This window comes from Nocardioides terrigena, assembly GCF_003047265.1.
GTDB lineage: Bacteria > Actinomycetota > Actinomycetes > Propionibacteriales > Nocardioidaceae > Nocardioides > Nocardioides terrigena.
The window spans coordinates 292,354-316,499 of record NZ_PZYY01000002.1 but is presented as its reverse complement, the minus strand read 5'-3'; the positions used below and the strand labels follow the sequence as shown (position 1 = coordinate 316,499).

The following is a 24,146-nucleotide window of genomic DNA, read 5'->3' as shown; positions in this document are numbered from 1 at the left end:
GGTCCTCGCCCCCGCTCCCCCGACCCCGTGATCCCCGAAGACCTCAGCCTGGACGCCGCGGCCACGCTGGCGCTGTGCCTGGCGGTGGGGGTCCTGGCCGTCGTGGTGTCCGACGTCGCCGCGAGGTGGATCGCACTCCCGGCCGTGGTGCTCGAGATCCTCGGCGGCATCCTGATCGGTCCCGCGGTCCTCGGTCTCGCCACGGACAACGAGATCGTCGCGGCGTTCTCCGAGCTGGGGCTCACCGTCCTCATGTTCATCGCCGGCTACGAGATCCAGGTGTCCCGGCTGGCCGGTCGGCCGCTACGCTCCGCCGGCGCGGCGTGGCTCGCCTCGCTCGTGCTGGGCATCGGGCTCGGCATCCTCGTCGTCAGCCTCGGCGCCCCGGAGGACGGTGTCTCGACGGGCGTGCTGATCGGGCTGGTCTTCACCACCACGGCGCTCGGCACGCTCCTGCCCATCCTCCGCGACAACGGGGACCTGGACTCGAGGTTCGGGACCTTCGTGTTCGCCGCCGGCGCGGTGGGCGAGTTCGGGCCCATCCTCGCCATCGCCCTCCTGCTGTCGAGCGAGAGCCTCGGCCACACGCTCGGGGTGCTGCTGCTCTTCGCGGTGGCCGCGACCGTCGTGCTCCTCGCGGCCCTGCGTCCCCGGTCGGCGCGGGTCGTCCGGTTGCTGTCGCACACCCTCGAGACCAGCGGCCAGCTGGGGGTCCGGATCGCGATGCTGCTCGTGCTGACACTGGCGTGGGTCGCCGGGCACCTCGGTCTCGACGTCCTGCTCGGCGCGTTCGTCGCGGGACTCATCGCCCGGGTGTTCCTGAGCGGCGGCGACGACGCGGCCCACCGCGGCACCGTCGAGCGGCTCGAGGGCGTCGGGTTCGGGTTCCTGATCCCGATCTTCTTCGTGGTCAGCGGGATCCGCTTCGACCTCGACGCGTTGCTCGCCGAGCCGTCGGCGCTCCTCCTGGTGCCGCTGTCCCTCCTCCTCTTCCTGGTGGTCCGGGGAGGTCCGACGTACGTCGCGCCTGGGGGACTCGCTGCCCGGTCGGGACCGTCTCGGGGCCAGCATCTACAGCTCGGCCGCACTGCCCCTGGTCGTGGTCATCACCACCATCGGCATGAGCGAGGGCGAGCTCACCGCGGCCACGGCCGCGGCCTTCGTCGGGGCCGGGATGCTCTCGGTGCTGGTCTTCCCCCTCGCCGCCGACCGGATCCGTGGGACGTCGCGCTCGGGCGTCGTCGCGACCGGAGATCCCGGCGACGCGCTCTAGACGAGTCGACTCGGCCTGCCCCCGATGGGTCGGTCGAGGAGCATGATGTCCCGCGTGAGCGCGACGCCCGACGACCCGCTGTCCGTGCCGGCCCCCGACCTCGACCCCGACGCCCTGCTGGCGTCGGTCGAGTCGCTCTGGGGCCTGTCCGGTGACCTGACGCCCCTGCACGGGGAGCGGGACAGCAACTTCCGCCTCGAGTCCGGATCCGTGCGCCACCTGCTCAAGGTGCACAACCCGGCCGATCCCGAGGAGGTCGTCGACCTGCAGTGCTCGGCGCTCCACCACCTGCGATCGGTGGCGCCGGAGCTGCCCGTGCCCGCCCCCGTCCCGACCCGCGACGGGCGGCAGTGGGTGCGGCTGAGCGGGCGCGACGGTCGTCCCTCGTTCGCCTGGGTGCTGACCTGGCTGGAGGGCCGGCACCCCGAGGGCGACGAGCTCGACGAGGCCCACCTCCGCGAGTGGGGACGCACGAGCGCCCGGCTCGGGCAGGGACTGCGCGGCTTCGCCCATTCCGCCGCGACCCATCCCCAGACCTGGGACATCAAGCGCCTGCCCCAGCTGCGGCCCTGGCTCCCTGCGGTCGCTGCCGAGCGTCGTACGGCGATCGAGGCGGTGCTCGACCGCTTCGACGAGCACGTCACGCCGGTGTTGCCCCGGCTGCGCGCCCAGGTGGTGCACAACGACCTGGCGCCGACCAACGTGCTGCTCGACGAGCGGCTCGGCCTCACGGGGATCACCGACTTCGGCGACATGACCCACACCGCGCTCGTCTGTGACCTGGCGGTCGCGACGGCCGACGTGCTCAGTGGCCGGGAGGGTGCCCTCGACCTGGCGCACGAGGTGGTCGCGGGCTACCACTCCGTCACCCCGCTCGAGCCGGCGGAGCTCGCCCTCGTCCCCGACCTGATGGCGGGGCGGTATGCCGCCGCCGTCCTCATCACCGCCTGGCGCACCCGTGAGCACGGTTGGGCGCCGCCGGTCGACGTGACAGCCCACGTCCAGATCGAGGCGATGCTCTCCGCGGGGCTCGACCGCCTGTCGGCCCGCTTCGCCACACCGGTTCCTCGTCCCCGGTCGACCGCGTCGCTGGCCGACGCCCGCACCCGGGCGTTCGGGGGCCAGCAGCTCTCCTACGACCGGCCGCTGCACCTCGTCAGCGGCACCGGCGTGGAGCTCCGGGCCGCCGACGGTCGGACGTACGTCGACGCCTACAACAACGTCCCCGTGCTCGGGCACTCGCACCCGGCCGTGACGCGGGCCGTGAGCGCCCAGCTGGCGACCCTCAACACCAACAGCCGCTACCTCCAGGACGCTCCGGTGGAGCTCGCGGAGCAGCTGCTCGCGACGCTGCCGGACCGATTCGACCGGGTCCTGCTGGTCAACTCCGGGAGCGAGGCCAACGACCTGGCCTGGCGGATCGCCCGCCACGCGACCGGGGCCTCCGGCGGCATCGCCACCGAGTGGGCCTACCACGGCGTCACCCAGGCCACCTTCGCCTTCTCCCCCGAGAGCTGGCGCGGCGCCGACCCGCCTGCGCACATGCGGCTGGTGCCACCGCCGCCGGCGGACACCTCGTCGGTGCTCGACGCCGCGCGCAGCCTGGAGGCGTCCGGCCATGGTCTCGCCGCGATGCTCGTCGACGGCGTCTTCACCAGCGACGGCGTCCTCGGACCCGCGCACGGGTGGACGCGCGCGGCCGCAGACGCCGTCCACGCGGCGGGCGGGCTGTACGTCGCCGACGAGGTGCAGGCGGGCCACGGCCGCACCGGACGGATGTGGAGCTTCGTCGCCGGTGACGTCCCGGCCGACCTCGTCACGGTGGGCAAGCCGATGGGCAACGGCTACCCGGTCGCCGCGGTCGTCGGTCCGGCACACCTCGTTGACCCCTTCGTGCGCGACACTGACTACTTCAGCACCTTCGGCGGGAGCACAGCCGCCTGCGCTGCCGCCCTGGCCGTGCTGCGCACCCTCGACGAGGAGGGCCTCGTCGAGCACGCGGCGACCGTGGGAGCGCACCTGCTCGACGCCCTGGGCGGGCTCGCGTCGGGGCGGCCCGACCTGGCCGTCGTACGCGGTTGGGGCCTGGCCCTCGCCGTCGACGTCGTCGACCCGGCGACCGGGCGCCCGGACGCAGGCCGTGCCGCCCGGATCGTCGAGGGGATGCGGGAGCGGGGCGTGCTCGTCGGACGCACCGGCCGTGACCGGGCCAGCCTCAAGATCCGCCCACCGCTGGTCTTCACCCGGGAGCACGCCGACCTGCTCGTCGCCGCTCTCGCCGCGAGCGGCGACGAGCTCGCGTGACTGCCTAGCTAGCCGTGATGCGCGCGCAGGGGTACGACGACCCACAGCGCGACGTACCCGAGGAGAGCCACGACCGACGCCACGATGCCGCCACTTCTCCCCACCGTGAGGTCGAACGTCAGGAAGACGACCCCGCACGTGGTGACAGCCACCAGCACGAGACCGGCCCGGGCCACCTGGTTGGCCGTCCCGACCAGCCACGGGCGACGGCCCTTCCTGAAGAGGATGCGGTGGTAGGCGATCGGCGAGAGGATGGCCGCGGTGGCGGTGACGGCCGCCGAGAGCATCACCAGGTATGCCGTTCGCTGAACGGCATCCAGCGTGTCGAACTTGTCGCTGAACGGGACCGTCAACAAGAACCCGGTCAGCACCTGGACGCCGGTCTGCGTGGAGCGCAGCTCCTGGACGAGCTCGGTCCAGTTGCGGTTGATCGTTTCCTCGGGAACGGGGTCCGGGGGTCCGGGGTCCGGCATCGGCATGGCACGAACGTACCGGGGCTGATGCCTGCCCGGGACCGTTGCCGGGGGTCATCCGAGCGCGTTACGCTCCACGAGCGGACACCGCTGGATCGCCAGCCGGGCCGCCGGGCACGTCGACCAGGCACATCAAAGGGGCCACGATGGGGTTGCGCCGAAAGGGTCTTGACGGCCCCACGTTCCAGATGCGCGAGAAGCTCCTCGCCATCGGGGACGACTTCTGGATCGAGGACGACGACGGCAACAGGGTCTTCAAGGTCAACGGCAAGGCTGCCCGGATGCGCGACACGTTCATCCTCGAGGACGCGAGCGGCAACGAGCTGTCGAAGATCCAGGAGAAGAAGCTCAGCGTCCGCGACAAGATGACGATCGAGCGCGGCGACACCAGGGCCACGGTGCACAAGCGCCTCCTGGGCATCCGTGACCACTACGTCATCGAGGTCGACGGTGGTGACGACCTCAAGGCCCACGGCAACATCGTCGACCACGAGTACGAGATCGAGCGAGACGGCGACACCGTGGCTGAAGTGTCGAAGAAGTGGTTCCGGGTCCGCGACTCCTACGGCGTCCAGCTGGCCGAGGGCCAGGACGTCGCGCTCATCCTGGCGATCACCGTGTGCGTCGACGCGATGTCGCGCGGCTGAGACCTGACCAGAGGCGCGGGCGCGATCTCGTGAACCACCCGTCGACGGGTGCACCGGGCCAGGCGCTGATGCGCCGGTCGGGACGGCTCAACCTCGTCGCCGCTGGTGCGTTCGTCCTCGGCGGCAGCCTGTTCGCCCTGGGCGCGGCCTTCGCCCAGCTCGACGTGGGCACGCTGGCGACGGTCAACATCTCCTACCTGGTCGGTGGCGGCTTCTTCAGCCTGGGCGGGTACGCCTCCATCCTGCTGGTCGTCAACGCCGGCCGCGACGATCGCAGTCGCGCCTCGGTGGTGCCGATGCGTTGGTGGGGCTACCGGCCACACCAGCGCGACTGGCTCAGTGCCGTCGTGCTGTTCGTCGGCACGCTGCTGTTCGCGGTCAGCCTGGTGGCGGCCTTCGCCCAGGGCCTCACCCCCCGTCAGTCCAACGGATGGATCTGGTTGCCCGACATCCTCGGCTGCGTCTGCTTCCTCGCGTCCGGCCACCTCGCGATGCTCCAGATGGGCGGAGGTCACGTCGAGGTGCACGTCCACGAGCTCGGCTGGTGGGTGGTCCTCATCAACCAGATCGGTTCGGTCCTGTTCTTCCTCGCCGGCCTGGCCGCCTTCACGCGTCCGACGACCTCCACCGCCCTCGACGCCGGACTCGTCAACTGGGGGACCTTCGCCGGTGCCGCCTGCTTTGCGGTGGGCGGCGCCCTCCAGGCCTTCGACACACCAACCTCGACAAGAACGGTGGTGCAGCACTCGCCATGAGCAGACAGAACCAGTCAGAGGCCGAAGCACTCTTCGGCAACCGGTTCCTGACCGAAAGGGCCCCCGCGACATCCTTCCCTCAGAGCGGGATGCGCCCGACCGACGCCATGCGGCTGGTTGCCGAGGACCTCGACCTCGAGGGTGACCCCCAACGCAACCTGGCCACCTTCGTGACCACCTGGATGGAACCAGAGGCGCAGCGGATCATCGCCGAGAACCTGCACCGCAACTTCATCGACCACGCCGAGTACCCGATCTCGGCCGAGATCGAGCAACGGTGCGTCCGGATGCTGGCCGACCTCTTCCACGCACCCGGCGCCACGACGGGCTGCCGCACCCAGGGGTCGTCCGAGGCGATCATGCTCGGCGCACTGTCGCTGAAGTGGAAGTGGAAGGAGCGCCAACAGGCGGCAGGACGACCGACGGATCGCCCCAACCTGGTGTTCGGCGGGGACGTCCACGTGGTGTGGGAGAAGTTCTGCCGCTACTTCGACGTCGAGCCACGGATCGTGCCCCTCGAGGAGAACAAGTACACGATCGGCCCCGAGGACGTGGAGCCACACCTCGACGAGAACACCATCGGCGTCGCCGCCGTGCTGGGCACCACCTTCACCGGGCACATGGACGACATCGTCGGCATCAACCAGCTGCTGCTCGACATCAGGACCCGGCGCGACCTGGACATCCCGCTCCACGTGGACGCCGCCAGCGGTGGGTTCGTGTGGCCGTTCCTCTACCCCGACTCGCCGTGGGACTTCCGCCTCGAGCAGGTCCGCTCGATCAACGTCTCCGGACACAAGTACGGGCTGGTCTACCCCGGGATCGGCTGGCTGGTCTTCCGCGAGGAGTCCGACCTCGCCCAGGACCTGGTCTTCTACGAGAACTACCTCGGGAAGGTCGACGCCACGTTCACCCTGAACTTCTCCACGGGCGCCTCGATGGTGCTGGCGCAGTACTACAACTTCGTCCGCCTGGGACGTGACGGCTACACCTACGTGATGGAGCAGATGCAGCAGAACGCCCATGCGCTCGCCGCCAACCTGCGCGAGAGCGGCCGGTTCGAGGTGATCGGCACCGACGCGGAACAGCTGCCGCTGGTGGCCTTCCGGCTCTCGGGAGAGCACACCACGTACGACGAGTCCGACATCGCCTGGCAGCTCTCCGCGGAGCGCGGCTGGATGGTGCCGGCCTACACGCTCCCGCCCAACGCCGAACGCGTGAAGATCATGCGCGCCCTGGTGAAGGAGACCATGAGCCGCGAGCAGGTCGAGCGCCTCACCCGCGACATCGCGGACGCCTGCACGACGCTCGACCAGAAGGGCGGCGCCCACCAGAGTGAGCGCGAGCAGACCAAGAAGGGCACCGGGTACTGACAGGGGCGACGAACCGGGAGCACGTGGTGACGGGTCAGACCGCGACGCTCACCGGGAACGTCGCCAGCCAGGCCAGCGCACCGAGCAGCACGGCAGTGCCGGCGATCGTCGTGACCCAACGCAGTCGATGGTTGCTGAGCCGTGTGCTCATCCCCGCGAAGAAGAGCACGATGGCGTACAGGACCACGGTCAGGACGTAGTTGCTCGAGCGCTGGATGTTGGTCCGCACCTCCCCGGCCGATGCCTCGGCCGCCGCGTCGAGCTCTGCTGCCTGGTTCCTGGCTGAGACCTGGTACTCCTCCATCGCAAAGGGGCTGGACGGAGCGTCGGCGTTGGTCAGCGGTCGCTGGGCGATCCAGGCTTCGTACGCCGGCCGGAACTCGTCGCGGAAGCGGTCGACGTAGAAGTCCGCGACCTCCGTCTCCCCCCGGAGGTCCGCATCGGCCCACGCGATGAACGTGGCCACGTCGACCTGGGTCTGCGTCCTGGCCGTCCCGTCGGCCCGCGCCGCGTCGATCCTGATGGCGTTCGTCCGGCCGGCCGCGACCGCCTGTTCCCCGTTCCACCGGGTGGCCTGATAGCTGCTCCACGACGTGCCCAGCGCCGCGACGACCAGCAGCACCGTGACGAGCAGCTCCTGCCAGTCGCGCTCGCGCTCCGGCCGCGGGTCAGCGGGCATTGCCATGGTCGTCGCACGGAGCGGTCACGTCGAGGCCGACGGCCTCGGCCTGGATGTCGATGAGGCGGAGGGTCCGCTCCATCGCACTCGGTTGCAGCCTGCCCACGCCGTCACCGTGGGGGTGGTTGAAGAACACCAGGAGCTGCAGCAGCAGCGAGATCACCACCGTGGCGCTGCCCATGAGCATGCCCTGGGCCACTCGCCGCTCTCCCGGATCTGCGAAGAACAGCAGGTAGGCGAATATCACAGCGGAGATGGCGAAGAGCGCCAGCCACAAAGGGACAGGGATGATGCCCTCCGCGCCGTGGATCCGGGCGATGCGCGCCTGTTCGCGGTCGGACGTCTGGCCCATCCACCGGTCGTAGGCGGACTGCTCGACGGCCGACTCCGGGTCGACGGTCGAGATCGTCAGGAACATCTCGGCACCCCACGGGTTGATCCGGTCCCCGAGCTCCCCGGACGCGAGCGCGTCCCACTCCGGGCCGGCCACGTTTCGCGCGTAGCAGACCAGCTCCCCGGTGAGCTCCGCGCCGACGTCGGGCAGGAACTGTGCCGTCTGGACCTGTTGCACCACGATCGTGGCTTCGGTCTCGGCGCCCGAGCGCGACTCGTCGTACGACGTGAACCCCAGGAAGATGATGAAGCCGAGCAGGATGGAGAACCCGGTGGCCAGGACACCGAAGACGCCCGAGGCTCGATCACCGTCCGCGAAGTAGCTGCCCTCCGGTGCCCGTCGACGCACGACCAGCATGGACGCCACCGTGAACGTGGTGGCGACGATGGTGACGACGAGCCCGAAGACGATGTTCACACTGCGGCACCTGCCTGGCTCCTCGATACTCGGGTGGCGAGTCCGACCCAGCCTCGATCGGACCGTACGCAGCGGGGTCGGGACGTCGCATCACCCGCTTCGGATGAGACCTGCTCAGCCGGGTCGGTCCGCGATGAAGGGCTCGAAGTGCGCGAGCAACGTCTGCAGCTGAGCAGGGCTCAGGCGGGCGCTGCTGGTGAAGTAGCCGGCCGGGTCGTCGAGGAAGGACGGCTGGATCTCCAACACCTGGGACATCTCGGCCCGCGCCTGCTCGAGGTAGCCCAGGCCCGCCAGGGCGAGGGACCGGTACAAGGGTCCCCACAGCTGGCCGGGCGCGTGGATCATGCAGGCCTCGGCCAGCGCGCCCGCGTCGTCGCCGGCCACCAGGCAGGCGATGGCAGGAACGGCATGGGCGTAGCCCGGGTGGAGTGGATTGAGCCGGAAGCCCCGGCGCATGACCTGCAGGCCCCCCTCCCAGTCACCCGCCAGGGCCATGACGTTCCCGGCGGACATCAGCACCGTCGGATGGAAGGGGGCCAGCCGGACGGCCTGTGCCGAGTGGCTGTGGGCCATGTCCCACTGCTGGCTCTGCCAGGCCGCGCCGCCGAGGACCAGGTAGGCGTGGGCGCAGTGCGGGTCGTCGGCCAGGGCCTCGTGCGCCAGGGCCTCGGCGCACCGCAGGTGCGACTCTGGGGAGTGGGGCGCATCGCCCTGGTTCATCTGGGCGTTGTGGACGGCCCCTCTCATCGCCAGCAGGTCGGCGTGACGACCGCCCTCGAGCGCACGGTCGAGAGCGTCCGCGGCCGCTGCGACGGACTCGCTCGTCCCCTTCATCACGTAGTCGGTGTAGGCGAGCCTCGCGGCATAGACGGTGGCGTCGGGGTGCTGGCGGCGGCGCAGGTCACTCCTGAAGATCACTCCCGTGGAGTCGCCGATCTGCCCGGCGATCGCGGCAGACCACCGGTCCTCGAGCCACATGGCGTCGAAGGCGCCCCGCGGAGTGCTCTCCGACGCGTGGTGGACGACGTCTCCCGAGAAGGCATCGGTCAACGTGGCCTCGAGCAGCACCGACGCATCGGCGATCGACACCGTCCCCTGCAGGACGAACCGGGCGCCGAGGGCGAGCGACGCTGCGCCGACCTCCCCGTGAGCCACGGAGGCAGGTCCGACCACCTGAAGGCCCGGGAAGTCAGCCAGACGTCCGGCGATCGCGTCGCACATGGTGGCGCTGATCAACAACGACTCCGCACCATCGGCGTCGAACTGCAGCACGGCCACCACGGCCTCGTCATCGGACGACAGCCCGAAGCGGTCCGGCAGGAACCGTGCGATGGCCGGTCGGTAGCTGCCGACCGGCAGCGAGATCCGGACGGTGTCGCCGGAACCCTCGGCCTTGTAGTAGCGCGCCAGGGCGGTACGGAGGCGCTTGGCCTGGACCCGGACCGAGGAGTCCAGGCGACCGTCGAACTCGGATCGTCCGAGTGCGTGGCGGGCTACTGCGTGCTCGGTGAGCCGGTCGCCACGTCCCGCGACCTGCTCCGAGACGATGTAGGCGAGGAACTCCCGTGAGCGTGGCGCCGCCCCGAAGACGTGGCTGTTGATGATCGCGGTGAGAGCCGCCACCACCTCGACCGGCCTGATGTCTCCGGGGTCAGGCGATGGGCCGGCGGACGACATCCTCAGCCGGACCGTCGCGCGAGCTCGGCCAAGGTGGGACCAGCGATGCCGTCGCTGCCCATGCGCGTCACTCCCGTCAGCTCGACCCCTGCGGCGGCACCGGTGGCGGGTGCCAGTCGCCACGCGAGTCCGTGTCCGGAGCTGTGAGAAGACCACGCGGCCGCCATCTCTGTCCAGAGACTGTCCAGAGTCGGCGGGGCGCTGCGACAACCGCGACCACGACGACTCGTCGCGCCGCCGTGCGGGGACAGCGCTGGTGGTCGAGACTCCCACCATGAACGGCACAGTGCGAGACGCCCTGCTCCCGGAGAACCAGCGACGCACCCTGGAGGAGCTGACGGGCGACCTGGACCTGAACCACGGCGACGTCCACGCCAAGCGGACGGCGTTCTGGACGATGCTGACGCTCTCGGCAGTCATCGCCTCGGCGGGAGTCCTCGCGGACTCGACGGCCACGGTCATCGGCGCGATGATCATCGCCCCGCTGTCGACCCCGATCATGGGAATCGCCCTGTCCCTCGTGAAGAGGGAGGCCAACGGTGGCTTCCGCTTCGCCCTGCTCGGGGGCACGACCGTCATCGCCGTGGGCGTGCTCTTCGCCCTGGTCCTTCCCGGCACCTACGACCTGGTCGGCAACAGCCAGATCGCTGGACGGACCTCGCCCGGCGTGCTGGACCTGGTGGCAGCGGTCGCCACCGGGCTCGCGGGCGCGGTGGCCCTGGCCCGCCGCGACGTCGCGGCAGTGCTCCCGGGCGTCGCCATCTCCATCTCACTCGTGCCCCCGCTCGCCGTCGTCGGCATCTGCGCGGGGCAGGGCAGCTTCCTGCTCGCCGTGGGTGCGCTGCTGCTCTTCCTCTCCAACCTGTTGGCGCTCGTGCTGTCCGGGACGTTGGTCTTCGCCATGCTCGGGTACGGCCCTGACGGCGCGACGGCAGCTCGACCCACTCGCCGGGCCAGGATCACCGTCGGAGCGCTCCTCCTGCTCATCGCCCTCCCGCTGGTCGGCAACACCGTTGCCTCGTACGCCCTCACCCTGTGGGAGGCCAGGGTCCAGTCCGCGGCCGGCGACTGGGTCGAGGACACCCCCGGCGCCACGATCACCAGCGTCGACAACGTCTCCACGACCTTCTACATCCACGTGCGGTCGCCGGCCGACCTTCCGCCGGTCGAGGAGCTCATGACGGACATCGAGGGAGTGGTGCCCGACGGCTTCCGCGTGGTGGTCGTGTCCTCTCGCGGAGAGGAGCTCGCGAGCCGCACCGTCGGGGAGTGACGAGGACGAACGCCTTCCGCACCCGTGACGTCAGCCTCCAGCGCGTGTCCCACCATGGTCCGGCTCGACGGACGGCAGCGGTCCGACTCCCTTGGGTCAGGCCGAGAGCTCGGCGTGCGGCGTCCGGACGACGCCGGCGGGCGTTACCCGATGACCGCGGGCCTTTCGGAAGACCTGGATCGCGACCACACCGGCGAGCACCCAGGTCACGACCTGCAGCGGCAGAGCCACCGTGGTGGACCAGGAAGCTGCGTAGTCGGCGCTGAGGAACGTGGTGATGTCGAACAACCCGTGCATCACCATGGCGACGACGATCGCGCCGGACGCGACTCGGAAGTAGTACAGCGCGATGCCGCTCAGGCCCGCCAGCAGGACCTGGACAAGGCCCACCGCACCGGTGCCGAGAAAGACGTTGGGGAGGTGGAACAGCCCGAACGCCGTGGCGGTCCACAGCGCGGCGGCTCCTTCGGACATCCGCCCGTTGCGCATGCAGCGCAGGAAGACGCCACGGAACAGCAGCTCCTCGGACAACCCGACCAGGACCCCGAGGCAGAGGACGGCGACGAGCAGGCTGGTGTCGATGTCGCCGTAGGCGATACCGGCCGCCCGGACGACGATGAGGAGGGTGAACACGCCGAGCAGGGTCCACGCCAGTCGCGACATGGGCAGCCGCTCCGGGTCACGCCAGACGATGTCCCATCGAGCCCACGCGACGAAGGCCAGCAACAGCACCGACCCGATGGCGAGGGAGAGCACGGGCCCGCGCCACGCATTCCGAGCGGTGTCGAAGAACTCGTCGTACTCGATCCCCGCCTGCCGCTGGATCGACGACAGGACGATGGTGTAGACAACCGCGACGGTGACGCCGACGGGGACGGTGGGCTGCACACGGAAGCGGGTCCCGGCGCCGGTGCTCGGTGCAGGGGTGACGGCCAAGTCGCACTCTCCTCGAGGATCTCGTCCGGCTCAGACCGCGGGTTGGGCGTCCGGAGTGCTCTCTCGTTGGTCGGTGCCACGGCGCAGGACCTTGACGACGCCGACGATGGCCAGGACGAAGGCGAACCACTGGAAGAAGCTGAGGACGAGGAGCGGCGACTCGGCGTCCTGGGCGGCGTCGGAGAAGGCGAACGTCGTGAAGTCGATCCACGCGTGGAGCACCATGCAGACGATCAGCGAGCCGGCCACGCGCCGGGTGATGTAGAAGACCGACCCGGCCACGAAGGCGAAGACGATCTGCTGCAGCGTCGAGCCGAGGGACTGCCCGAAGAAGAGGTTGAGGGCATGGACCAGCCCGAACAGCAGGCAGCTGAAGAACCAGGCCATCGGCTCCCGGAGACCGCCGCGCAGGCCGACGAGGCCGGTGCCGCGGGTCAGCATCTCCTCGCCGAAGCCGACGAGCAGGGTCCCGACGCCCAACCAGAACAGGTAGGAGGCTGCGCGGTCGGCCGGCCCGAGACCACCGACCAGTGAGCCGAGACCGGGCAGGAACATCAGCACCGGAACGAGCCAGAGCCAGCGTGGTGCGGTCAGCTCCTCGTGGATCGCCGGGCCCCACCACCCGAGGTAGCTGGTGGCGGCGGCCAGGAACACGGACGCGAGCGCGACGGGCAGCACGATGCCCTGGACGATATTCGAGGTCGAGTCGCCGACCGAGTCGTAGTCGAGCCCGACCACCACCCAGGTGATCGCGACGATCACCATGTAGCCGATCGCGAGGCCGACGGTGATGAGCGGGCGGGGTTCGACGCGCATCAATGATCCCTTCACCGTGCACGAGTCCGGAGGTGACACCAGCACGCTAGGGGCGTCCGCGGGGTCGGGACAGGGCTCCGAAGGGCTGTAACGGTTACCGCGTGTGGCACCGGCGTGGTCTAGTCCGGCTCGGAACAAACCGGCTCAGGGCCACTGTTCACCTCTCACCGTCGCGTCAGTCGCATCGACGAGAGGCAGCTGCATATGTCGGGTCCTCGGTCGCTGAGCGTCGACCAGCCGCTGGAGCGCGACTGCGCCGTGGCGCCCGAGGACGTCGTCGAGGCCCTCTCCGCGGTGCTCTCCAGCGAGGCCTTCAGCGCGGCACCACGGTCGCAGGCCTTCCTCGCCTACGTCGTCACCGAGCACGTCGCCGGGCGTGAGGAGCGCCTGGTGGAGCACGCGGTCGCCCGCCACGCCCTGGGCCGGGCCGAGTACGACCCCCGGCTGGACTCCGCGGTCCGCGTCCGGGCGGGGCGTGTCCGCGCCGCGCTCCAGCGGTACTACGACGCCGAGGGCGCCGGAGCCACTGTCCGGTTCTCCCTGCCTCCCGGTCGCTACGCGCCGAAGATCGTCCGGCGCGATCCAGGGAGGACCGCGCCACCCGCCCACGACGACGTGGTGGTCGAGGTGGTGCGCGTCGGCTCGACGGGATCCGCGGGACGCATCAGCACGACGGTGTGCGCCGCGATCGCCGATCGCCTGGCCCGCTTCCCGGGGTTGGCTGTCGTCGGGCCCTCGACAGCGGCCACGACCGGAGCCGCGGGGACATCGCGCCCACCCGGCGCTCGCCTGCTGCTCGAGATCACGGTGACGGCCGGTGAGGAGGACGCCCGGCTCGAGGCCTCGCTGGTCGAGGCCTCCTCCGGAGAGATCTCCTGGCGGACCGCGGAGCGCCTCGCGATCGCGGACCTCGACGACTCGGGGCTCGACGCCAGGTGGGCGGCTGCTGTCGCCGGCCAGGTCGGCGACTCCACCGGAGTCATCCTCCGACGCGCCCTGGGCAGGGGAGAGCGCACCGGTTCCGTCGTGCACGCCGCACGGCTGGCCTACGCCAACCACCTCATGCAGGGCACGGACAAGTCCGTGCGCTCGGCCGCGTACGCACTCGACCGGGCACTGGCACCCGGGGCTGGTGCGGAGCTGCTCGCGATGAGAGGCGCCATCCACATTGCGGAGGTGGACCAAGGGATGGCCCCGACCGGGCACGAGCGAGCGCTCCGCAGCGCCGAGAGGCTGGCGCGCGCGGCGCTGGCGATCGACCCGGCCAGCGCACCGGCGTACGTCGTGCTCGGCGGCACTGCCTGCCAGCGCCGGCAGTGGGACCTGGCCCACCGACACGCGACGCGGGCCGCCGACCTGGCACCGTGGAACCCGACGGTGCTGATGTCCGCCGGCACCGTCATGGCGGTCGCCGGCGACTGGCAGGGCGGGGTGGAGACGTTGCGCGAGGGGTTCCGGCTGAACCCGCTGCACCCGGGCCTCGCCCACTCGGTGTCCGCCCTGGCCTGCTTGATCAGGGGTGACGACGCCGGCGCGCTCGCCGAGGCCAGCCTCGTCCACGTCCCGGGGCAGCTGTGCGGGCCCCTCTACCGAGCCCTCGCCCTGGCCGCCCTCGGCTACCGGGACCAGGCGTGGACCGAGATGGCCCACGTCCTGGAGATCGATCCGGGGTTCCTCGACGACCCGACGGCCTACTTCGCCGGTCGGGCACGCTTCGCGCCCTGCGAACTCGAGACGCTGCTCGCGCACCTCACCCCGTTCCGGGCAGGATCTCCCGGCTGACCGCCCATGCGTTCAGGCCGACGCCTTCACCTCGCGCGGCTCTCCGACCTTGCCCCGGACGCACAGCAGCAGCACGATCCCGATGACGATCATGGCGATGGTGAACAGGCCCACCGCGTCCGCCAAGGCGCTCGACCCGTCGGATCCCGGCATCTTGTCGATCCCACCCGAGGCCAGGAAGCCGGTCGGATCGGTGAGGCCGTGCAGGAGCATCGCCCAGATGATGAAGCCGGTGGCCCGCATCGTCAGGTACATCAGCGCACCGAAGGCGAAGGTGTAGACCATGGTGCTCCCCACCGTCGTGACGGCCTGGCCGGTGAAGATGTTGATGCTGTGCGACAGGCCGAACAACAAGGAGGACAGGGCCGCGACACCGATCTCCCGGTGGCCCGCAGCGCGCAGCATCTTGACCGCAACGCCCCGATAGAGCAGCTCCTCGACGTAGCCGACCATGAGGCCGCTGGCCATGACGAGGAGCACGACGGAAAGCGCAGGACCGCCCCAGTCGATGTCGAGGACCCGCAACGTGATCGGGATGGCCACGAGGACCGGTGCGATCCACATCCAGCCCGACCGGTAGATCGGCTGCCGGTCGAAGATCTCGGCGTTCCAGCCCATGTAGCTGGTGAGCGCGGTCAGGATGACTGCGCCGAAGACGAGCCCGACGGTGAGCTGGAAGAACACCGCCCCGAGGCTGCTGAGCAGGTCGTCGTCGCCGTAGCCGGGGTCGAGAAGACCAGCCACCCGGCCCGAGGCGATGTACAGCAGCAGGTAGACGACGACCAGGAGCAGCAGGCGCCAGAACCCGCCCTTCTCCAGGAACCCTCGCAGCCCGCCCTCCGCGTGGGTCTGGGTCACGTCAGCAGTCATCGTCTTCTCCTCGGAACGGCGCTACGAAGATCGAGATCACCGTAGGCCGGGTCGACGGGACGCTTCGAGCCGTTCCCGGCCGACGACGGTCGCGTAACGGTTACGACCGAGCGTGGGGCGCCAGTCCTTGGTTGCATTACGTTCGTAATAGTACGATCATAATGTTGAGCCCGTGACGAGCGCCCGAAGGAGACCCGCGCATGGCCCGCTACGGCCCCGAGCACAAGCACGAGACGCGACGCCGGATGATCGACACCGCGAGCCGACGGTTCAAGACCGACGGCTTCGACGGGTCCGGCATCGCGACCCTGGTGTCCGACGCCGGTCTGACCAACGGCGCGTTCTACGGACACTTCGCTTCCAAGGACGAGCTGATCGCCGAGGTCATGGCCGAGCAGCTGGCGCGCCAGGCCGAGCAGGTGGAGGCGCTCCCCGCCGGCACGGAGTCGCTGGCGGCCTTCATCGCCGACTACCTCTCCCCCGCCCACCGGGACGACCGGGCGGGCGGTTGCCCGTCCGCGGCCCTGCTGGACGAGGTCGGCAGGGGCGACCTCGCCACACGCGACGCCTACACCCAGGGAGCGCGCCGACTCGTCGATGCAGTCGCGCGACACCTGGCCGCCGACGACAGGCTGCCCTCCGACGAGGCGCGCTCGCGCGCGATCGGCGTGCTGGCCCTGCTCGTGGGTGCCATGCAGAGCGCCCGCGCCATCACCGACCGCGAGCTGTCCGACCACGTCCTGGCCACGGCGTACACCCACGCCATGGCCATCGCCACCTCCCCCGCCCACCTCCACCCCGCACCGACCGGTCAGGAAACCCGATGAAGGCCTTTGTCGTCACGACGTACGGACCCGACGGACTGCGGGAGGCGGACGTCGCCAGGCCGACGCTCGGTCCCGGGGACGTGCGGGTCGAGGTGCGGGCGGCCAGCATCAACCCGTTGGACAAGATGGTGCGCAACGGGGAGTTCAAGCAGCTCATCGGCCACCGCCTCCCCCTCGTGCTGGGCCACGACCTCGCCGGGGTCGTCTCCGAAGTGGGCACTGGCGTGACGGAGTTCGCCGTCGGCGACGAGGTGTACGCCCGCCCCCGCGACCTGCGGATCGGGGCGTTCGCAGAGGAGATCGCGGTCGACGCCGCGGACGTCGCGCTCAAGCCGGCGTCGCTGTCCTTCGAGGAGGCCGCTGCGGTTCCCCTCGTCGCGCTGGCCGCCTGGCAGGCCCTGGTCGACCTCGCGGGCGTCACTCCCGGCCAGAGGGTCCTGGTCCACGCCGGAGCCGGCGGCCTCGGCTCGACGGTCATCCAGGTCGCCAAGCACCTCGGGGCGCACGTCGCCACCACCGCACACACTCGTGACCTCGACACGGTCCGCTCCCTCGGCGCGGACGAGGCCATCGACTACACCAGCCAGGACTTCACCGAGATCCTGTCCGGCTACGACGTGGTGCTCGACTCCCTCGGAGCCGCGAGCCTGGACAGGTCGTTGACCGTCCTCAAGCCCGGCGGGTTGGCGATCAGCGTGGTCGGGCCGCCCGACCCCGAGTTCGCCCGACAGCTCGGCAAGCCCCTGCTCCGGCCGGTCATGGCGGTGCTGAGCCGCAAGGTCCGCCGCAGGGCGAAGACGCTCGGGGTCCGCTACTCCTTCTTCTTCATGCGGGCCGACGGCGCGCGGCTCGCCTCGTTGGCCACGCTGTACGACGACGGCACGCTGCGCCCCGTCATCGACCGCACCTTCGGCTTCGACCAGACGCTCGAGGCGATGGCGTACGTCGAGCAGGGCAAGGCCCACGGCAAGATCGTGGTGACCCGATGACCCGAGGAGGTTCCGGGAGCCCCGCCCACGAACCCGTCATCACGTCGTACGCCGAGGCACCGAACCGCTCCGTCCGCGTCGGCGGGACGACGTACGCCTATCGCGAGCTGGGGCCCCGCGGCGGCATCCCCGTCGTCTTCTTCGTGCACCTCGCCGCCACCCTCGACAACTGGGACCCGCGCATCGTCGACCCGATCGCCCGGGGCCGGCACGTCATCGCGTTCGACCAGCGCGGCGTCGGAGCCTCGACCGGGAAGGTCGCGCCCACCATCGAGGAGGCCGCCGACCACGCCTACGAGCTCATCACCGCGCTCGGCCACGAGAAGATCGACGTCTTCTCCTTCTCGATGGGCGGCATGATCGCCCAGGACCTGGTCGTCAAGCATCCCGACCTCGTGCGCCGGCTGGTGCTGACCGGCACGGGGCCGCGCGGCGGCAAGGACATGGACAAGGTCGTCCGCACGACCTACTGGGACATCCTCCGGGCGACCCTGACGCGGTCGGACCCGAAGGAGTTCCTCTTCTTCCCGCGCGATGACGCCGGGAGGTCGGCCGCCAAGGCCTTCGTCGCACGACTGCAGGAGCGCACCGTCGACCGTGACCGGCCGATCAGCGTCTCGGCGCTGAGGACGCAGCTGAAGGCGATCCAGGAGTTCGGGCGATCCGCTCCGTCCGACCTGTCGACCCTCACCCAGCCGACCCTGATCGCCAACGGTGACCACGACCGCATGGTGCCCTCCGCCCTCTCCGGGGACCTGCACCGTCGCATCAGGGGCAGCGAGCTGATCATCTATCCGGGCTCCGGTCACGGTGGGATCTTCCAGTTCCACGACAGGTTCGCCCCGGTGGTCGTCGACTTCCTCGGCGCCTCGGCATGAGGTCGACGCGCAGGGACGAGGTCGCGGTCAGGTCGGGGGTCTGACGAGCCGGGTGGCCACCCGGACCTCGGTGCCGAGCCGGCGGAGGTGGTCGACGAGCTCCTCGCCTGCTGCAATGAGCTCGTCGTCGCTCATCGGCTCGAGTGCATCGAGGATGAAGAGTGCGCTGGTGGTGTCCACGGTGAGCTGGGTGCGCCGGCCCTGGCGCCAGTTCCAGCGGCGGCACGTGGCTCCGGTGTCGTCACGCCACACGACCTCACCCGGGTCGGGGTGCTCGACGACGGGCCGGCCGTCGGCGACCGTGTCGAAGTGCTCGGCGCCGGTGGCTCGGACGAGCCGTGGTGCGCCGACGTACGCCGTCATGTCCTCCCCGCCGAGCGGGACCTGGTGGATGACGCTGATGGCGTTGTAGACGTCGGTCAGCGGATTGACCCGCGGAAGACCGGAGGCTGCGCGGCGCACGAGTGCCTCGAGGCTGTTGCGGGTGCGTTGCGGCTTGGCGCCGAACGCCCGGTAGGCGTCGCGCCAGGCAGCCACGTGCGGCAGCTCCTCGGCGGAGGTGTCGGCCAGCAGCTGCTGCGCAGTCGCCTCGGCGCGTGTGAGCAGCGCCTCCCCCGCCCCATCGCGCGCGCCGGTCGTGCTGTCGGTCGAGGGCGTGAGTCCGTCGACGGCGACGAGGAGGGCCCGGTAGTCGGGTCGGAGCGCTGCGACGGCCTCGTCGATGCTGGCGTCGGCGAGGAAGGACTCGAGGTCAGTCATGGCTCGCCCCGGAGGTCGCACGGGCGAGGCAGAGTCAGGCACGACGCTTCCCCGCAGCCCTGTCGGGCTCCGGTTCCTTCGTGGGCACCACGTGCGGCAGATCCTTGGTGAAGGCCAGGGAGAGCAGGGCCAGGAGGGCGGCAGCGAGCAGGCCGGTCTTGAGCGCCTGCAGCTGTGCGGACTCGTAGTCGTCGACGAGCGCCTCAGCGGTCGGCTCGTCCAGCCCCGCGTCCTGGGCAGCCGTCCTGACCTGGTCGGCGGACACGAAGTCGACTCCGGACCCGGCAGCCACACCCACCTGTTCGGAGACGGCGCTGCTGATCCGCTCGTCGGACGAGATGTTGTCCACGAACTCCGAGGTGAGGCCCGACAGCACGACCGCCCCGAGCAGGGCCACGCCCAGCGACGAGCCCAGCTGCTGGCCGGTGAACTGCAGACCACCTGCCTCGCCGCGGCCCGATGCGTCGACCGAGGACTGCACGACATTGCCCAGCTGGGAGGCGATCAACCCCATGCCCACACCGAGCAGCGCCATCGACCAGGCGAAGCTCGAGCTGTCCAGCTCCGGCTCGATCGTGGCCATCAGCAGGACGGCTGCGGCCATGCTCGTGGCGAGACCGGCCCGCACGATGGACCGGATCGGGAAGCGACCGGACAGCCGCGACCCTGCTGCAGAGGCCAGGAACATCGCGATCGAGACCGGGAGCATCTTGAGACCGGTCTCCAGGGCGTCGAGCCCGATCACCAGCTGGAGGTAGAGCGGAATCGTGAAGAAGACGCCCATCAGGATCAGGTTCTGGCTGAACAGACCGATCAGGCCGGAGCGCAGCGGGGCGATCTTCAACAGCGCCAGGTGCAGCAGCGGGTCGCGTCCCCTGCTCTCGCGGCGACCCTGCCACGCCAAGAACGCCCACAGCAGGACTGCCCCGAACCCGATGACGAAGACCGTCAGCGAGAAGCCGAAGGGCGTCACCGGCGACTCTTCCTTTGGCTTGACCCAGCCCCAGGTGCTCGACTGGAGCACTCCGAGGACGACCAGGCCCAGGCCGGCCGCGGACAGGACGGTGCCCACGATGTCGAGCTTCGGAGCCGGGCCGGTCCGCACAGCGTCCGCGACCTTCGGCGTCATGACGAGGATCAGGGCCACCAGCAGGACCTCGCCGGCGAAGATGACCCGCCACGAGTACTCGGTGGTCGCCCAGCCGCCCAGGATCGGCCCCACGGCGATCCCTGCCCCGGCGACCCCGCCGATCACGGCGTACGCCACCTTGCGCGACGCGCCCTCGAAGTTGCCCGCGATCAGCGCCACCATCGCCGGCAGCACCAGCGCAGCACCGAGCCCTTCCAGGACCGACCAGCCCAGCGTCAGGATGACCACCGACGGCGCCACCGCCGTGAGCGCAGAACCGCAGGCGTAGATGATCAGGCCGATGACGAACGCCTTCCGGCGGCCGATGATGTCGCCGATCTTGCCGCCGGTGAGCATGAACATCGCCATCACCAGGCAGTAGAGCGTGATCACCGCCTGGATCGTGGTCACGGTGGTGTCGAAGTCGGCCACCAGCGCGCTGATGGAGACATTCATCGCCGACTGGTCCAGCACCATGACGAACTGTGCGATGGCCAGCGCCACGAGCGGCAACCAGTTCGTCTTCGGCGTCTCGCCCGTCTCGTTCACCTGGGATGCACCAGCAGTCATGGCTGCACTCCTCCTCGGCATAGGGGTTTGCCCGAGCACCGCCACGTGCGTCATCACGTCGGCGACCCAGTGCACCGTTGCACGGTCGGGCTCACCGTCGCTTCACCCGCACCGGGTGGTCAGGCGAACTACCCACTCCGGGTGAGGCGCCGGACATCGGGGAGCCACCAGAGTCGACACCAACGCTCGGGGCAGGGACACCGTCCGTGACCGTGGTGAGCCGGTACGCCGCCCTCGCCGCCCTCGCCGTCCGACAAGAGGAGGAGAGCCGCATGCCGACCGCGAAGAAGGTCACGCACCTGAGCCCGGAGGAGCGGGTCGCACGGGGGAAGGCTGCGCGCAATGACGCACCGCGGACCAGCCACGCCGGCTGGGTTCCCGCGGAGAGTCGTCCGGACCCGATATCGCTGCTGGAGGAGCAGGGTGCCAGCCGTGTCCCCGAGCTCGTCCCCCTCCGTTACGGCCGGATGATGGTCTCGCCGTTCACCTTCTACCGGGGCGCGGCGCTCATCATGGCGGCCGACCTGGCGACGACCCCCCACTCGGGACTGCGGGCCCAGATCTGCGGTGACGCCCACCTGTCGAACTTCGGTGTGTTCGCGTCGCCGGAGCGGAAGACCATGTTCGACATCAACGACTTCGACGAGACCCTTCCGGGGCCGTGGGAGTGGGACGTCAAGCGGCTCGCAGCGAGCTTCGAGATCGCCGGCCGCGACCGCGGCTTCAGCTCCTCCGACCGGAGGGCAGCCGTTGCAGCCGGTGTCGCGGAGTACCGGCTCCAGATGACCCGTGCGGCCGGGATGCGCCACCTGGACGTCTGGTACACCCACATCGATGCCGACCAGCTGCTCGGCCAGCTGAAGTCGAGCGGGACGAAGAAGCAGCTGACCAAGGCGAAGGCCAACCTGGCCAAGGCGCGAACCCGGGACAGCATGCAGGCCTTCTCGAAGCTCACCCATGAGGTCGACGGGAAACGCCGGATCATCGCCGACCCGCCACTGATCGTCCCGATCGAGGACGTGGCGGCGTCCTCCACCGAGCCGGTGGCCTTCGAGGACGAGTTCCGTGACTTGATCCGGTCGTACCGCCGGACGCTCGAGACCGACCGACGCGTGCTGCTCGAGGGCTTCGAGTATGTCCACGCCGCAAGGAAGGTCGTCGGCGTCGGAAGCGTCGGCACCCGCGCCTGGATCCTGCTGCTGCAGGGGCGCGACAGCCAGGACCCGTTGTTCCTCCAGGCGAAGGAGGCACAGGAGTCGGTCCTCGCACGCTTCGTCGGCACCAGCAAGTACGCCAACCACGGACAGCGGGTCGTGGCCGGCCAACGCCTGATGCAGGCCGCCAGCGACATCTTCCTCGGCTGGCAACGCGTCACTGGGTTGGACGGGCAGGTCCGCGACTTCTACGTGCGCCAGCTGCGTGACTGGAAGGGCTCGGCCGACATCGACGCCATGCCCGCCTCCGTGATGCTCACCTACGCCCGGATCTGCGGAGCGACCCTCGCCCGCGCCCACGCCCGCTCCGGCGACCGGATCGCCATCGCGTCCTACCTCGGCAAGAGCGAGGTGTTCGACTCGGCGATAGCCGACTTCGCCAGCGCGTACGCCGACCAGAACGAGCGCGACTACCAGGCCATGGTCGACGCCGTGAGCTCCGGCAGGCTCGAAGCACAGACCGGACTGTAGGGCGGCCACACGCATGCGAGAGGCCCTCAAAGTCAGACTGTGAGGGCCTCTCGGATTTGTAGCGGGGGCAGGATTTGAAACTGCTACGCAGGCTCAACCCAGAAATTCTGCCTTGAGCCCTCATTGGGCGTCTGACCTGCGGAAACGATGAATGCGAGCGGGACAGTAGGGGCCACGAGAAGCCATCTGCGACCAGGAGTTATGGCACGTAGATGGCACGAACGTGGCATCCTTGGCTCATGGCGAGCAGCAGACGTCGACCGTTCGGCAGCCTTCGCAAGCTCCCGTCGGGCCGCCTCCAAGCCAGGTACGTGTGCCCGGACTGCCACGGCCACCACGCCGCACACATCACCTTCACGACGGCCACCGACGCGGACGCGTGGCTCGCGGGGATCCGCACCGACATCGCGCGCGAGAAGTACCTCTGCCCTGTCGAGCGCAAGGCCAAGGAGGCAGCCGAGGCGGCTGCCCGACAGACTTTCGCCGCGTATGCCGAGTGGTGGTTGGGTAACCGCCGCCGGCCCGACGGCACGCCCCTTCGTCACCGCACCCGTCTGCTGTACCGCAGCATGCTCGACCGAGAACTGTTGCCCGCCTTCGGAGCTACCCGCCTCGACCAGATCACGCGCGCTCAGATCAAGGCATGGCACGGCGGTCTTCCCTCGCACCGACGAACGGGCAACGCCCATTGCTACGCCCTGTTGCGCACCATCCTCGGCAGTGCGGTCGACGACGACCTACTGACGGTCAATCCGGCCACGATCAAGGGCGCGGGTCAGACCAAACGCCAGCGGACCATCGAGCCGGCGACCGTCCCGCAACTCGAAGCCATCGCGTCCGGCATGCCGGAGCCTTACCGCATGGCCGTACTAGTGGCGGGATGGTGCGCCTTGCGATTCGGAGAAGTAGCCGAGCTGCGCCGCCGCGATGTGTCGGCCGACGGCTCGACCTTGAAAGTCCAGCGGGCCATGACGTATCGAGACGGCCGCGTCGTCGTCGGAGCACCCAAGTCCGACGCCGGTCGACGTGATGTCACGGTCCCTCCTCATCTTCACGAGTCCTTGCTTCGACACCTGTCGCTCCATGCACGTCCGGGGCACGACGGGCTCCTCTTTCCCAGCGTGCGTCCTCCTGCGGGCACGTGTAGGTGCGGGTACGTCGGGTGTACAGGAGGCCACTTGCCGGGCACCACGATGTTCCGTTGGTTCGGTGCCGCTCGTGAGGTGGCCAACCGTCGCGATCTCCGCTTCCACGACCTCCGACACACCGGCCTCACCTTGGCCGCACATGCCGGAGCCACGCTGCCGGACCTGATGAAGAGAGCAGGCCACTCAAGTGTTGATGCGGCACAGGTCTACATGCACGCCGCTCGCGGTCGGGACGCCGAGATTGCTGCTCGCATGTCCGAGCTTCTCGGAGGGCAACGCGTCGTTGCAGCGGTGCACGAGCAGGCCGACACCGGTTCTACGCCTCGTGACATCCCACCGCAGCGGAACTAGTCAGCTGCCAGTTTCGCTAGTCGACACTCGTTCGATCTCGACGGACCAGGAGCCGGCTGGTGTGCCACACCTGCCGGTGTGGGGCCGCACCACTCAAATGACGGAGATGCACCGCAGCCGCGCGGCAAGGCCCCTGACCTC

General features: G+C 70.0%; 21 protein-coding genes. 12 read left to right on the top strand and 9 right to left on the bottom strand.

From position 1 onward, the window contains the following. Positions 1-27 precede the first annotated feature (27 nt). On the top strand, positions 28-1,428 hold the full coding sequence (locus tag DAE25_RS05475) for a cation:proton antiporter (protein WP_199907446.1): 1,401 nt from the start codon (positions 28-30) through the stop codon (positions 1,426-1,428). After that, positions 1,328-3,577, top strand: a complete 2,250-nt coding sequence (locus DAE25_RS05470; RefSeq protein WP_159083595.1) for an aminotransferase class III-fold pyridoxal phosphate-dependent enzyme — start codon at positions 1,328-1,330, stop codon at positions 3,575-3,577. The genes DAE25_RS05475 and DAE25_RS05470 overlap by 101 nt, the downstream gene beginning before the upstream one ends. Before the next feature lie 8 nt (positions 3,578-3,585). On the opposite strand, the gene DAE25_RS05465 is transcribed toward DAE25_RS05470, so the two are convergent. After that, the gene (locus DAE25_RS05465; RefSeq protein ID WP_107765204.1) at positions 3,586-4,056 is read right to left on the bottom strand and encodes a DUF6328 family protein; all 471 of its coding nucleotides are present in this window, start codon (positions 4,054-4,056) and stop codon (positions 3,586-3,588) included. 140 nt (positions 4,057-4,196) lie between these two features. Between DAE25_RS05465 and DAE25_RS05460 the strand changes: the two genes are divergently transcribed. Genes DAE25_RS05460 through DAE25_RS05450 form a run of 3 tightly spaced genes read left to right on the top strand, consistent with a single transcriptional unit; the run spans position 4,197 to position 6,825 of the window. Next, positions 4,197-4,697 carry an LURP-one-related/scramblase family protein gene (locus tag DAE25_RS05460; RefSeq protein WP_107765203.1) on the top strand — a complete coding sequence of 167 codons (501 nt, stop codon included), beginning with the start codon at positions 4,197-4,199 and terminating at the stop codon, positions 4,695-4,697. Positions 4,698-4,726: 29 nt separating this feature from the next. Next, a complete protein-coding gene (locus DAE25_RS05455) occupies positions 4,727-5,452 on the top strand; it encodes a hypothetical protein (protein ID WP_107765202.1) in 726 nt (241 codons plus the stop codon). Beyond that, complete coding sequence (locus DAE25_RS05450) at positions 5,449-6,825, top strand: glutamate decarboxylase (protein ID WP_107765201.1); 1,377 nt, start codon at positions 5,449-5,451, stop codon at positions 6,823-6,825. The genes DAE25_RS05455 and DAE25_RS05450 overlap by 4 nt, the downstream gene beginning before the upstream one ends. A gap of 34 nt (positions 6,826-6,859) precedes the next feature. Here the strand turns inward: DAE25_RS05450 and DAE25_RS05445 are convergent, their stop codons facing one another. The 3 genes from DAE25_RS05445 to DAE25_RS05435 form a co-directional block, all read right to left on the bottom strand. After that, the gene (locus tag DAE25_RS05445; RefSeq protein WP_107765200.1) at positions 6,860-7,504 is read right to left on the bottom strand and encodes a hypothetical protein; all 645 of its coding nucleotides are present in this window, start codon (positions 7,502-7,504) and stop codon (positions 6,860-6,862) included. After that, the gene (locus DAE25_RS05440; RefSeq protein ID WP_107765199.1) at positions 7,494-8,315 is read right to left on the bottom strand and encodes a bestrophin-like domain; all 822 of its coding nucleotides are present in this window, start codon (positions 8,313-8,315) and stop codon (positions 7,494-7,496) included. Before DAE25_RS05440 ends, DAE25_RS05445 begins: the two co-directional genes overlap by 11 nt. A gap of 114 nt (positions 8,316-8,429) precedes the next feature. After that, positions 8,430-9,938 (bottom strand): tetratricopeptide repeat protein, encoded by a 1,509-nt coding sequence (locus DAE25_RS05435; protein ID WP_159083594.1) that lies wholly within the window; start codon positions 9,936-9,938, stop codon positions 8,430-8,432. A gap of 328 nt (positions 9,939-10,266) precedes the next feature. On the opposite strand from DAE25_RS05435, the gene DAE25_RS05430 reads away from it, so the two are divergent. Continuing rightward, a complete protein-coding gene (locus DAE25_RS05430) occupies positions 10,267-11,265 on the top strand; it encodes a DUF389 domain-containing protein (RefSeq protein WP_107765446.1) in 999 nt (332 codons plus the stop codon). A 96-nt stretch (positions 11,266-11,361) separates the two neighbouring features. Here DAE25_RS05430 and DAE25_RS05425 read toward each other — a convergent pair whose 3' ends face one another. Next, on the bottom strand, positions 11,362-12,201 hold the full coding sequence (locus tag DAE25_RS05425; RefSeq protein WP_107765197.1) for a CPBP family intramembrane glutamic endopeptidase: 840 nt from the start codon (positions 12,199-12,201) through the stop codon (positions 11,362-11,364). 30 nt (positions 12,202-12,231) lie between these two features. Beyond that, positions 12,232-13,017 carry a CPBP family intramembrane glutamic endopeptidase gene (locus DAE25_RS05420; RefSeq protein WP_107765196.1) on the bottom strand — a complete coding sequence of 262 codons (786 nt, stop codon included), beginning with the start codon at positions 13,015-13,017 and terminating at the stop codon, positions 12,232-12,234. A gap of 204 nt (positions 13,018-13,221) precedes the next feature. Here DAE25_RS05420 and DAE25_RS05410 point away from each other — a divergent pair, with 204 nt between their 5' ends. After that, positions 13,222-14,799, top strand: coding sequence for a tetratricopeptide repeat protein (locus DAE25_RS05410; RefSeq protein ID WP_159083593.1), 1,578 nt, complete (start codon positions 13,222-13,224; stop codon positions 14,797-14,799). A gap of 12 nt (positions 14,800-14,811) precedes the next feature. Here the strand turns inward: DAE25_RS05410 and DAE25_RS05405 are convergent, their stop codons facing one another. Then, positions 14,812-15,669: a CPBP family intramembrane glutamic endopeptidase gene (locus DAE25_RS05405; protein ID WP_107765194.1), complete on the bottom strand. Its 858-nt coding sequence runs from the start codon at positions 15,667-15,669 to the stop codon at positions 14,812-14,814. A gap of 200 nt (positions 15,670-15,869) precedes the next feature. Here DAE25_RS05405 and DAE25_RS05400 point away from each other — a divergent pair, with 200 nt between their 5' ends. From DAE25_RS05400 to DAE25_RS05390, 3 genes are read left to right on the top strand one after another with little or no spacing between them, the layout of a single operon-like run. Then, positions 15,870-16,496, top strand: a complete 627-nt coding sequence (locus DAE25_RS05400; protein ID WP_107765193.1) for a TetR/AcrR family transcriptional regulator — start codon at positions 15,870-15,872, stop codon at positions 16,494-16,496. Continuing rightward, positions 16,493-17,485: an NADP-dependent oxidoreductase gene (locus DAE25_RS05395; RefSeq protein WP_107765192.1), complete on the top strand. Its 993-nt coding sequence runs from the start codon at positions 16,493-16,495 to the stop codon at positions 17,483-17,485. The genes DAE25_RS05400 and DAE25_RS05395 overlap by 4 nt, the downstream gene beginning before the upstream one ends. Beyond that, complete coding sequence (locus tag DAE25_RS05390; protein WP_107765191.1) at positions 17,482-18,363, top strand: alpha/beta fold hydrolase; 882 nt, start codon at positions 17,482-17,484, stop codon at positions 18,361-18,363. The genes DAE25_RS05395 and DAE25_RS05390 overlap by 4 nt, the downstream gene beginning before the upstream one ends. 27 nt (positions 18,364-18,390) lie before the next feature. Here DAE25_RS05390 and DAE25_RS05385 read toward each other — a convergent pair whose 3' ends face one another. Together DAE25_RS05385 and DAE25_RS05380 are read right to left on the bottom strand one after the other, a co-directional pair. After that, positions 18,391-19,122 (bottom strand): B3/B4 domain-containing protein, encoded by a 732-nt coding sequence (locus tag DAE25_RS05385; RefSeq protein WP_107765190.1) that lies wholly within the window; start codon positions 19,120-19,122, stop codon positions 18,391-18,393. A 34-nt stretch (positions 19,123-19,156) separates the two neighbouring features. Further along, entirely contained in the window at positions 19,157-20,821 is a 1,665-nt protein-coding gene (locus DAE25_RS05380) for an MFS transporter (RefSeq protein WP_107765189.1), read from the bottom strand. A gap of 206 nt (positions 20,822-21,027) precedes the next feature. On the opposite strand from DAE25_RS05380, the gene DAE25_RS05375 reads away from it, so the two are divergent. Both DAE25_RS05375 and DAE25_RS05370 read left to right on the top strand, forming a co-directional pair. Continuing rightward, a complete protein-coding gene (locus tag DAE25_RS05375) occupies positions 21,028-22,506 on the top strand; it encodes a DUF2252 domain-containing protein (protein WP_234410869.1) in 1,479 nt (492 codons plus the stop codon). A 239-nt stretch (positions 22,507-22,745) separates the two neighbouring features. After that, positions 22,746-24,005 carry a tyrosine-type recombinase/integrase gene (locus tag DAE25_RS05370; protein ID WP_159083592.1) on the top strand — a complete coding sequence of 420 codons (1,260 nt, stop codon included), beginning with the start codon at positions 22,746-22,748 and terminating at the stop codon, positions 24,003-24,005. Positions 24,006-24,146: the final 141 nt, after the last annotated feature.